The sequence below is a fragment of the Edaphobacter aggregans DSM 19364 genome, assembly GCF_000745965.1.
Taxonomy (GTDB): Bacteria; Acidobacteriota; Terriglobia; order Terriglobales; family Acidobacteriaceae; genus Edaphobacter; species Edaphobacter aggregans.
In genome coordinates this window covers 1-8871 of the sequence record NZ_JQKI01000187.1, presented here as the reverse complement: position 1 = coordinate 8871, position 8871 = coordinate 1, and the positions used below count along the sequence as shown (strand labels likewise).

Annotated in this window: 4 protein-coding genes; all 4 read right to left on the bottom strand. The window is 56.6% G+C overall.

Annotated elements, in window-relative coordinates; translation table 11 throughout:
• Nucleotides 1–158: 158 nt before the first annotated feature.
• On the bottom strand, nucleotides 159–1739 hold the full coding sequence (locus tag Q363_RS28745; RefSeq protein ID WP_035357569.1) for a hypothetical protein: 1581 nt from the start codon (nucleotides 1737–1739) through the stop codon (nucleotides 159–161).
• A 137-nt stretch (nucleotides 1740–1876) separates the two neighbouring features.
• Nucleotides 1877–5209 (bottom strand): outer membrane beta-barrel protein, encoded by a 3333-nt coding sequence (locus Q363_RS28740; RefSeq protein ID WP_035357566.1) that lies wholly within the window; start codon nucleotides 5207–5209, stop codon nucleotides 1877–1879.
• Between the two features lie 373 nt (nucleotides 5210–5582).
• On the bottom strand, nucleotides 5583–6965 hold the full coding sequence (locus tag Q363_RS28735; protein ID WP_157467777.1) for a hypothetical protein: 1383 nt from the start codon (nucleotides 6963–6965) through the stop codon (nucleotides 5583–5585).
• A 199-nt stretch (nucleotides 6966–7164) separates the two neighbouring features.
• On the bottom strand, nucleotides 7165–8502 hold the full coding sequence (locus tag Q363_RS28730) for a hypothetical protein (RefSeq protein WP_035357561.1): 1338 nt from the start codon (nucleotides 8500–8502) through the stop codon (nucleotides 7165–7167).
• Nucleotides 8503–8871 lie beyond the last annotated feature (369 nt).

The window sequence follows — 8871 nt, the reverse complement described above, 5'->3', positions numbered from 1 at the left end:
CTAGAGACTCCACGATGGGCCTTAGCTTGTCCTGCTGGCGTGGACCGTTGGCGCATAGAGCTACGAGACGGCCTCCGGGCTTCAGCATCTTGAGGGCGTGGGTGCGTCTCATAAGATGAATAGAATCATGTGAGACCTGCTCTTCACGTCCGCAATGTTTACCATCTAGCGTTGCTATCTTCGAGGGCAAGAATCAAACCAGGGCTCGACAAGTCTCCCGGCGTCGCGGCTGAAAGTCCAACCTTTCGCATCAGGGATCGTGAGAGCTGCAACCTTCTTTCGCCTCGGCTGATCTGGGTTGTAATGTCCTCGATCCGATCTCCCGCGAGGTCCTGGACCTGGACACGCCGTTTGCTTATTGGCCTGTCGAAGACAAGGGTAAGACTTGAGATATCGCCGAAGATGCCGAACGGCCCTGGCGCGTCGCCAACCTGTAGCGTGATGTGAGCTTTCGGCATGTACCAGGCTCGGGATGGCACAGTGCGCTGTTGCGCGCCAATCGCTACCGCTCCATTAGGAAAACGTGCGGCAAAGACAAAGGGTTTCTCTCCCGCGCTTTGGACGTAAGGAAGATCAAGATTCCGTGTTATACATGCGGGCGCGCCCTGCCGGACGATTGGTCCGATGAGGTCGTTCTGCCATGTCTGCCCACGCTCGAAGCGCCAGCTGTCAGTTAGAACATCCTCGCTGACCTTAACTGTTCCTGACCCGGGCGAGAACGGTTGTGCCAGCCGCTGCCATCTCAAAGCGCGCACTACTTCGTCCATGCGCCGCTTTGCCCGCCGCGGACCATTAAAGAAGAGGTCTGTGTCCGGTCCGGGCCGCAGGCCCTCGAGCGGATGACGAAGGATGCCCATCGTGCAGCCAAGAACGGCAGCGACGTACACTTCATCTTCGACATTGAGCAGGCTGGATACCTCCGGGTGACCCTCTGCGCCTCTAAGCATCTCTGCTACTCGATCAAGAGTTGTGGGCAGCGAGAGGATCGAAGTGACGTCATAGGTGCGGTAGACGTCGGTGTGAGCGAGAATATCCAGACGGCGCGAGCCCCAGGGCTGCGAGCCGAACCTACCATCCTTGCGCCAGTCTCCATTCACAGGCAACTCGCCATGTACGTGCTCCAACGTTAGTGGAAGGCGTGTCTGGTCACGCAGCGCAGTCAGACGAAAGGATGGATCGCCAATGTCAATCTTCCAATAGCCGATATCTGCCTTTGCGCTCCAGTCTTCGAGACGCCTGTCTGCCTCTCCGCCGGGAGGATTGCGACACCACAGGGCTATACCGCGCCATTGCTCCTGGCGAGCCTTGCGGTTTAAGGCGGCAAGGCGCTCCACGGGCGTTCCCGAGAAGGATGGAAATTTCTTCGGATCCAGTTCGAAGGTGGCCGTTCCGCCAGTCTCCCATCCGTCATCGAGCAACAGGTAGACGTCACTTCGAGTCTGCGGATAGAAAGATTTCGCCCATCCATCGACGCCGAATAGCTGATGCTCGCCGATTGCGTCGCGTGCCAGTGCACTGCCCGAGTCTCCTTCGAGGAGAGAAGGGTCCAGCTTCGGCAAGTGGTGACCATACATATAGTTCTGCGCAGCCCACGTGCACCAGTAGTTCGGAGCCTTTCCTGGCTGTGCCGGTATCAAGTTGTCTTTCCGTTCTGCCTTGCGCTGAGATGCGCCGAGGGCTTTGCGGCCCGTCAGCAAAGTGGCTGCTGCTCCTGTCAGAAAGTTCCTTCTGTCCACCATCCTGTGAGTTCCTTTCGTAGGGGCACGTCGATGCGGCATCGCGAGACGATGCGTTAAGCGCGATGAAGAGTAAGGAGCAGCAAGCGCTTTTGCTCATTGTTCGTCGCGATTCGTTGCGCGCTTGCTGCCGTCGGGAGTTAGAAGGTGAGATGGGCTCCCAGCTGGAACTGCCTGGGGATGCCATTGGCTCCGCTGATCTGTCCGAAGTTTGCGTCCGAGAGATTGGTATCCGGGTTGGAGTAGTGCGGAGTGTTGGACACGTTGAAGGCATCGGCCTGGATGGTGATCTTCACCTGTTCATGAATCGTCTCGGTCTTCGATAGCGATACGTCCGCGTTGTAGAAGCCCGGACCATGCACCTTCCCCGATCCGGAGTTGCCCAGCTGCAGCGGTGCGGGTGTTGTGAAGCAGCTTGTATCGAACCACTTCGACACGGAGCCGAAGGTCCTTACCGAGGAGCATGTCACATTGGCGCGGTTGGTTACGCCGCTGCCCAGGTTGTCGAATGCGGCGTTGAACGTCAGCGGCGTGCCTGATTGCAGCCTGGTAAAGGTGCTTAACTGCCACCCCCCTGCCAGGATCTGCGCAGGACGCGATGCTCCCGCCATCCAGCGCTCGCCACGGCCGAACGGAAGCTTGTAGATAAGACTGACGATGAAGTTCTGGGGGATGTTCGGGGCCTGATTGGTTCCTTCACCTCGGTTGAAGCGGTCATCAAGAGGCCACCAAACGTTCATGTCGTCGATCTCCTTCGACCAGGTGTAGTTCACCCGACCAGTCAGACCGTGCATAAGGTTCATCTTGAACTCGGTCTGGAGACCGTGGTACATGGAGGCGCCATCGGCCGTTGCATATCCGATGTTGGTCGCGTACTGCTGGCCCTGGCTGTTGAAATACTTGTAAGGAAGGCGGGAGTTGAAAGACGTGTTTCCTGGCGGAGGCGTGTTGATGTTGTATCGGCGGAACAGGTGAACGCCGCGGGTTCCGACATACGTGATGCTGAACGAGGCTGAGTTGGTGAGCCTCTGCTGCACACCGAGGTTCCACGCATAGGCCACATCAGGCTGGAAGTTTCTCGTCATGAGAGAGACGCCAACGCCGGGCGGGGGCTGGACAGGCGCGGTGATCGGCGTCGGTACATATTGAGGAAGGCCGGTTACGCTGATGGACGGAAGTGGAACGTTCCGCTGCTGCGCGGGAGAGGTGAACACCTCGAAGAATGGAAAGTTACGCTCGAGGAAGCCGCCCATGGCGCCGAAGTTTCCCGGAAAGTGCGTGACACCGAATGCGCCGCTGATGGTCGTATTATTTCCGCCCGGCGTATAGGCGAAACCTACTCGCGGAGAGTAGCCGCCATAGTAGTTGTTGACGTTCGGCGCGCGGTTTCCATCGGTCGCGAACTCAAGCACGCCCGTAGTCAGGTTGAAGTTGGACTGTTTATTGTTCTTGTCGATGGCAGCAGTGATCAGGTCCCAGCGAAGCGCCAGATTCAATGTCAGATTTCTTCTGATACGGTATTGATCCTGCACATAGACACCGAGCAGGGTCGCACGTGTTGCCGGCTGTGTGGCAACATATCCGCGATCGGTGCTTGAGGGCATTCCGAGCAGGAAGCTTGCGAACTGATTGCCTCCTGCGGGATTGGAACAGTTGGGCTGCATGGTGCAGCTGCTGGTGTAGTCGGAGATATAGGTGAAATCGCCGTTTTTGTTGGCATCGGAATTTGTAAGCGAGGCCTGCAGCCGACGAAAGTCTTCACCAAAGGTAAAGGTATGCGAGCCCCACACCTTGGTGAGGTTGTCGGTCAATTGGTAGGAGTTGCTGATGCGGTGGGAGTTGGTCCATCCCTGCGAGCCGGTCTGGACGATGTTGCCGATGGAGAAGTTGCCGAATCCCGTGGCTCCAAAGGCGGCATCGTTGCCATTCGGGATACCGACTGCGGTGTTCTGGTTGGTTCCGTAGTCATTGCCGAAGTCAAGGGTATAGAAGCGGTTGAAGCCGACCCGCAACTCGTTGACCATGCTGGTGGAGAAGATGTGGCTGTAGCCGATCGCAGCATTGTGGTCACGCGTGGTTGCATTCACGTCGCCGATCTGTACGAAGGGTGTTCCGGGTGAGGGCGCAGTGAGGTCGCGGCGCTGGTAGGATTCGCGCACGAAGATACGATCGCTAGGACCGAACTGGTAATCGCCCTTCACGTCGAACTGGTGGTTGTCGTCCGGCTCAACGGTGTTGGCGTTGTAATTGTTGCTGATGGCGTTCTGGTTGGTCGCCGTCGGCCAGATCGTGTTGCCATTGACCATGTTGGCGGATACCTTGTCGAACCGCGACCGGGGGATCAGCCAGGCATCACCCTGCGGCGTGGTGACTGTGGGGAAGGGAGCTCGGGTTGTTGGGTCATAGATGGCTGCTGGGAACTGGCTCTTGAGGAAGGTTCCCTGTTTCATCAGGTCAGTGGGAACCGTCAGAATGTAGCTGATACCGTTGCGCAGCAGAAGTCCCTGGTAGTCGGCGAAGAAGAATGCCTTGTTGCGAAGGATCGGACCACCAATCGAGCCGCCGAACTGATTCGCCCGATAGGGCGCCTTCGAGGTGGCCCTCCACTTATATGCGCTTAAGGCATCGTCGCGGAAGAACTCATACGCCGAGCCGTGGAATGCGTTGGTGCCAGATTTCATAAAGGCGTTGACCTGCGCCCCTCCATAGGTTCCTACGGTGATGTCGGCGTTGTTGGTTGAGATCTTCAGCTCCTGGATGGCATCAAGCGGCGGAGTGACATTGATAAAGGCGTTCAGCAGCTCCATATTGTTCACGCCATCCAACGTGTAGGTGGTTCCTCCCCATGGCATTCCGTTGACGCTGGCTGTGATCGAACCTGAGCTTCCGGCTCCGGCAGCCGCCTCGGGCGCGCTGCCAAATCCTGCTGCGACTGATCCAGGAACGGTTTGAACCAGTTGCGAGAAGACACGTCCGTTTAGCGGAAGGCTTGTGATGTCGTTGGCATTGAGAACCTCGCCCATCGAGGAACTCGTTGTATCAATGAGTGGACTCGCTGAAGAGACAATCACGGTCTCGCTGGTGGAGCCAGCCTTCATGGTCATATCCACGACGGTTGCATTGTCGACGGTGACCACATTGCCATTGGAGACGATCGTCTGCAGGCCGGGAGCCTCGATCTTTAGCTGGTAGTTGCCTGGACGAAGGGTGTCAGCCCTGTACTGGCCACTGCCGTTGGTCGTCACCTTGGTGATGGCGCCTGTGTCCTGATTCGAGATGGTTACGGCGGCATTGGGGATTACCGCACCCGTTGCGTCCACAACTGTACCGACAATCCGCCCGCTGACACCTTGAGCCATCGCAACGGGGATCGCAACGAGCAGACTGATCAAAAGAACAGCCTTTGTTGTCTGTATCAACGTGGTCGACCACTCGGGGAAAGTGGTTTTATGGTCTTGATATGTGTTCCGCATAAATCAGCCTCCTCCAGGAATCTCTTTCTTCCGCCCCTATACAACACCCCGTATTTCTCGAACTCTCTTGATATACAGGTGGGCGGCCTTCTGGTTCCTTCAGCGCTCGCAACCCTACTGAAGAGAAGCAACGGATGCCTAGTTACGCAAGGGATACAAATAGCTGACACGTATTGTTTCTCCTTCGATGGAGGTGTGTGTCAGCCACGTTACATCTGGTGTTACATGATGTCTTGGAGGCATTTGTGCTGTATTTGCAGCAGCCGTTCCTGAAACAGGTACGACAAGGGGGGATGGCGCGAGCTCAAGTGTGAGTCCGGTAATCAGGGGACAAAGGCAAACTTCCCGCTTCATCACACAGGAACTTGAGAGCTCAGTGACTTGATGGCGTGGAGTTGTCTTTGACTTGCGAAGCGTTTGACGGCACGAGAGGTCGCACCGCGACCAGCTCTGCGCCTAATACCTGATAGCCTTTGGCCAATTTGACTCGCACCTGTGCTTGAAAAGCAGTGGGATTTTCGTGATTGGTTGAGGCAGGTGCAGCCAGCGCCTTTTCGATCTGCTCGATTCCGGACACCGAAGTGGCAAACATGGTCGCTCCCTGAGTTCCTTTGGTGTCCAGGCCCCCAAGAAATGCGATGTGCCGTCCCTGCGTTACTCCGGAGGTGATTGTGATGAGGCTATAGTCAGTCGTCAGCATGCGTGTGGAAACATCTCGCTCAGTGGTATAGACCGTCTTATTTCCATCCCCGGGATGGGTATCGATAATCTGAGCTCTCCACTGTTCGCGCCGCTCATCGGGGTTTCTGAAAGAGAAATCTCCCACCGTCAGCAGTTGAGCCACCGCGACGTTTTGAAAGGGCGACCCCAGAAGAATCACACTATGCCTGTCCAGATCGTCGGGCGTGATATCGCGCGATGCTTTGATGATTGGCTTCGCACCGATGCGATTCAGAAGTCCGGATAACATCGCGACGGATTCCAGCTCCCCTGTTCCGGTGTAGCCATTCTCATAATAGAGGGGGCCAGCCATTCCAACGAGCTTGGAGTTCGATGCAAACTGGCGCGCGAGATGTGAATCGACGACTGCGCCGCGGTTATCGCTGGCTCCGTGTCGGAAGCGGAACAGATCGTTTGAATCGTCGAGCAGGAACACCGCATCGGGATATCCAATCACTGGAGATATGTCGTTATCGAGAAATTTCCACCAAAACAACTCGGCCGAATCGCGAGGCTTCCGATCACCCGAAGGCGAAGCGGACACGTTGGAGAAAGCTGATTCCGAAGGGCCGTTTGAGCGCGAGCGTCCCAACCAGAACCCGGCGACCGCGAATGCCGCCAACATGGCTGCAAGCAATATCGTTTGCATCCGGGTCCATCGTTTTGCCGTGCCACCATCTCCGTCTGCCAGATGATCAGATGCGACGATCTCTGAGGCTGCTGATCCCGTGCGCGTTTGAGTTGAGGAGACCACCTCGAAGGTGGGGAGGTAATGCCCTTTGGGGATCTGGATCAGGATGGGATCATGCTTTCCTTCGACGTCATAGTACTCCTTGAGCTTGATTCTCAAGCGATGGCTTTGCACCCTGACGATAGGGTCGATCTTGGGATCGAAATCGCTTTTACGGCTAAGCGCTTCCACTCCAATCGTGTACTCCTTGAGGTTTTCCGCGGCTCCTGCGATCGAACGGGAGGCAAGAAAACTTACGAGCTGTTGCAGAGTCGTCGCATTACGGAAAGTGGTAGACCGGAGCACCCGGCGCACCTGGTCCTCACACTGCTCGACACTGGGAGCGCTTCCTTGGATACTCGTTGAAGAATCAGTATGTTCCAAGATGGTCCTGTCTTTCACCGAGGCGCCATCATAGCAGTTTGAAGAGTTGCCGAACAAGCGGACAGCTGGGTCCTCAGACGACGGCCAGAGCTGCTGGCGCGAGCATATCGGTGCATCTCTTCTACTTCTTCATCTTACTGACGATGACTGTAGCGCCAGGGGACGCAGTGGCCGTAACCCAGCTCACTGCCATTCCGCCCGGCAAGGTGTCATGCGCGGCAAGTACTGCCTTCCCATCCACCTTGAGCTGGCGCACTGTTCCCTGGAACACTGCTCGCCAGCGTAATGCCGGTCCTGAACGGTTGCTGAGAGCGCTGCTCGAGGATCTAATGTGCTTGATGTCGACCACGTTGTTGCGGAAAGGAAGCGATTGAAGTGACGCCTCCTCAGCAGCGCTTGGAAGCTGAGCCAACGTCTGAACGTCGAAGAGCTCGCCAGATCGCGACGGTCGAACTCCCATCGTCCCTCCAACAACAGCCGCGATGACTGCGTAAGAGACCTCGGGGTATTCGCGGCGCGGTTTTTCCGGTCTACTCAGATCAGTCAGGATACGGTAGGCAGGCTCGGTCCGCCCATAGCGGAAGAGCACGAGCGGGGCATAACTCTCTTCTTCGATATTGATCTTCTGCCAGTACTTCGGTGAAGAGATATAGTCCAGCGCTCCGCGCAGATGATCCGGATCTTTTGCGGCGCCAAAATACAGTGTCATGGCGTCTCCGGACTCAAAGCCGCTCTGATCCTGTCGAATGACGCCAAGATAGTGCTGTTGACTTTGCGACCATGCGATGCCCTCAAGCAACTGCTGTATCTGGTCCGCCACCGACTGTGCGGAAACTGCAAGAGCTTTGTCCTGGGGCGTAACTGCAATCTCCTGAAAGGAACGAAGACCACGGTACTCGGCCGCCAGAAGATCGGCACCGAAGATGAAGTCCTTCGGACCTTCCGAATAGCTTGGTATACCCCGCGAATGGACGAATTTTCCGCTCTCCAGGCGCTGGTTGGCGATACGTGGACGATGAAGAATCTTCTCAGGCTGAAGCTGCCAGCGGGTCACATAGTCTTTGACCGTCCTACGGAAGAACTCGCGAAACCGGGGATCGTCGCGATAGGTATCATCGCCAGTCCAGCGCCACATACGGACAATAGCGTCCAGCACATCGAAGTTTGCCGGCAGATTGAACCAGAAGTCGGCATCAGAGACGTAGTCCGCAGAGGATGGGCGCCCTTCGCCGTCAATCTCCCAATAACCGGCCCAGTCCCGTTTTTCATCAACGGATGCCGCGAAGCGTCCAAGCATATTGCGGTTTGCCGCTGCCAGCCCAAGCACAGTTGCGCCCTCTGTCTGGTGAGAGACGTCTCGCATGCAGAAGGCATTGCGGCCTGGCAGAGCGGCCTCGTACCACGGACCGATGGAACTCGACGATGGAGCCACGTAAGCAGTGCCTGGCCGCGGGCCCATCGAAATATCACATCAAGCGAAGAGCTGGATGAATGAAATTCGAGCTGCGTCGCGTGAGATGCCGGCTGTGCTTCTGCCATAGCACCGGCAAACAGTGTCGCAGTAAACAGTAATCTTTCTAAGAGTTTCGCCACTTTATCTGCGCCCTGGCAGAACAACGCTGCGGAGTCTAATGTAGCATCGCGGTGTACTGGAACGATTCATTTATTGGCCCGGCTGTTCTTGGAACAGCACCAATCGGCAATGATCACTTCAAGTCTCGACCACACATCTCCCGCTCACTCCCAGTTGGTCGGCAAACCGCACCTTACTCCCCCTGAGCTCGAACCGGACATCGTCCTAACCCAACGGCAGAGAGTCGTTAACTGA

Coding starts and splice junctions, on each gene's coding strand:
- Q363_RS28745 (WP_035357569.1), bottom strand. CDS start 1,739: ATGGTGGACAGAAGGAACTTTCTGACAGGAGCAGCAGCCACTTTGCTG.
- Q363_RS28740 (WP_035357566.1), bottom strand. CDS start 5,209: ATGCGGAACACATATCAAGACCATAAAACCACTTTCCCCGAGTGGTCG.
- Q363_RS28730 (WP_035357561.1), bottom strand. CDS start 8,502: ATGGGCCCGCGGCCAGGCACTGCTTACGTGGCTCCATCGTCGAGTTCC.